This is a genomic window from Mycobacterium simulans, from assembly GCF_900232995.1.
Classification (GTDB): domain Bacteria; phylum Actinomycetota; class Actinomycetes; order Mycobacteriales; family Mycobacteriaceae; genus Mycobacterium; species Mycobacterium simulans.
In genome coordinates this window covers 1-2,821 of sequence record NZ_OCVX01000056.1, presented here as the reverse complement: position 1 = coordinate 2,821, position 2,821 = coordinate 1, and the positions used below count along the sequence as shown (strand labels likewise).

1 protein-coding gene is annotated in these 2,821 nt (G+C 63.8%); it reads left to right on the top strand.

Annotated features, from left to right (window positions below):
* Positions 1-1,256: 1,256 nt before the first annotated feature.
* Complete coding sequence (gene ltrA, locus MSIMFI_RS27060; RefSeq protein WP_191499997.1) at positions 1,257-2,654, top strand: group II intron reverse transcriptase/maturase; 1,398 nt, start codon at positions 1,257-1,259, stop codon at positions 2,652-2,654.
* Positions 2,655-2,821: the final 167 nt, after the last annotated feature.

Here is a 2,821-nt window from a genome sequence, read left to right as displayed (position 1 = left end):
GGGTAGCTGTCAGGAGGCCCGGTAGCAGGCTGGCGGTGTCGTCTGGAAACGGGCGGGGCCGAAGCCCAGCGTCGAGCATCCCGCGTGGCGGGGTGTGCAACCGAACGGTCCGTAACGTCAAGTGAAGCCTGCCGCGTCGTTAGATCACCTGCCCGGTAACGGGTGGGGCGAGGGAGTGCCGAGCCCGGAGGAGAAGGGCGAAGGCCATGGAAGCGGTGAAGATCCTGAAGGTGCAGCCGTGAAGGACTCCCCGGCGTAAGGGGCGCGGAACGTTTGGATAGTGGCGGCGGGGACTGGAGAGGTCCTCCCCGGCCCGACAGACTGCGTGATTCTGTTGGAGCGTGGTGACCTATAACCGGTGAGGAGCCGGGAAGTGGAAGCCAGCCGGAAGGGCGTTGGAGGTGGCCATAGTGTGTGTCCTGGAAGCGGTGATGAACTTGCCGGTGAGAGTCCGGCCAGCGTAGTGACCAAGCAGCGCTGTAGCTGGTGGCCGGCGGCAGGGGAGACCCGACCGCCGAAGCGTCACGACAAAGTCCCTTTTGGGGGCGAGCAAGCAACTGGTCCGCAGCATCAAGCGAACCTTGCCGCATCGTCAACCTCCCCCTGTTTGTCAGGGGAAAGAGCGGGAGCCGAGCCCGGACTATGGGGGTGAAGGCCATGGACGGTGTGAAGATCTTGGATGTGCAGCACCCAGGAACCCGTCGGCGTATGGAGGGTGGAACGGTTGCACAGCTCATCACCGAACAGGAGAGATCCGTCTCGGCACCGGCGTTGTGGCCGCGGGTTGCCAACCTGCGGTGCTCGGTAGCGGCGAAGCCTATAAGCGGTGATCCCGCGAAGTGGTGGAGCGTCGAGCGGAAGTCGGAGGAGGGCATAGTAGCGGTGATCGACGTGGACAACACAACCCGTCGTAGCGAAGGGCCTCCAGCCAGGTGTGCACGGCCGACCGGGGAAGGGTGTGAGGGACTGCCGTGTGCTATTCGCCCTCGAATTCGTCTGCCTGAGAACCGGGTTCGGATGCTTGGGCTCGTCGCCAACACGGGTGGCTTCGTGGAATGCGGCGGGTCGACTGCCTGGGGGAAAGCCGGATGAGGGAGAACTTCATGTCCGGTTTGGGAAGGGGGAGCAGGAAACGGGGCTGGGCCACCGCGCCTGCTCCCTACTTCACACCGATCGAGCCGTGCGGACAACATAACCGCCGGTAAGGGAAGGGCCACTGCTTCGTCGATGCGTGTGAATGACTGTGGAGGTGCCCGGTGAGTGCCGGTAAGGCTAGTCCCGCCGACAGCAAAACCGTTGTCGCTGACAAGGTTGTGTTGGATAAGGTGCGTGCCCTGCAACACACGCTGTACCGGACGGCCAAGGCCGATCCCGGGCGACGGTTTCATGCGTTGTGGGACAAGGTCTTGCGCAGAGACGTCCTGTGGCGCGCGTGGGTTGCGGTGCGCGCAAACAATGGCGCACCGGGTATTGACCGGGCCACCTTGGAGTGGATCGAAAAGGAGCACGGCATTGACCGGCTCCTTGACGAACTGTCTGGCGAACTGCGGGAGGGGTCGTATCGGCTGCTTCCGGCGCGGCGGGTGTATATCCCCAAGCCGGAAACGACCGAAAAGCGTCCGCTGTCGATTCCCGCGGTGCGTGACCGCATCGTGCAAGCTGCGCTCAAGATCGTGCTCGAGCCGATCTTCGAGGCGGATTTCGCCCCGTGCAGTTTCGGGTTTCGCCCGAAGCGGGGTCAGCACGATGCCCTGCAGGTTCTCGTCGACGAGAGCTTTCGGGGTCGGCGGTGGGTGGTGGAAACCGATATCGCCGATTGTTTTTCGGCGATTGGGCATGACCGGTTGATGCAAGCGATTCAGGAACGGGTGTGTGACCAGTCGGTGCTCAAGGTGCTGCGCGCCATGCTGCGTGCGGGAGTGATGGAATCCGGCACGGTCAGACACCCCGATACCGGTACCCCGCAAGGGGGCGTGATCAGTCCCTTGATGTGCAACGTGTACCTGAACCGGCTCGACCGGGAATGGGACACCCGCACATTCGGGGTGCTGGTGCGCTTTGCCGACGATCTGCTGGTGATGTGTAAGTCCGCGCAGCAGGCCCAAGCCGCGCTGGCGCGGCTGCGGGTGCTGCTCGCCGACCTCGGCCTGGCGCCGAAGGAGGCCAAGACCCGCATCGTCGAATTGGTGGTGGGTGCAGAGGGTTTCGACTTTCTCGGCTTCCATCATCGGATGGTGTGTTCGCGGGGCATCCACGGCAGACGCGGTATTGAGTTCCTGGCCCGCTGGCCCAGTGATCGGGCGATGCGACGTGCACGCGACCGGATCACCGAACTGACGGTTCGGTCCCGGCTGTGGCTGCCGGTGGAGGCGGTGGTAGAGGACCTCAACAGGTTTCTGAGGGGTTGGGCGAACTACTTTCGCTACGGCCACTCCGCGATCCGCTTCGACAAACTCCAGCAGCACGCGCGAGATCGGTTGGCGCTGTTCATTGGTAAGCGGCACAAACGCGGACGTGGCTTTGGCCTGTCCGTGCTCGCTTATCAGTCGGCCGACTACTGCGGGTTGTACAGCCTGAACGGAACCGTCATCGCACCCAGGGCCAACAAGCCCTGGCGGGAGAAACCGAATGCCTTCGGTGAACGGCGTCGGTAAGCCGTGTGCGGGAGAACCGCATGCACGGTTTGAGGTGGCGGGAGCTGGAAGGGAACCGACCTGACCACGGGCACCAGGGGATGGACACCCGACCGGGAAACCGGCGGCACAAAGGCCCTGGGTCCTACCGTCAGACATCATCTACCTTCCAGCTCCCGACCCGACTC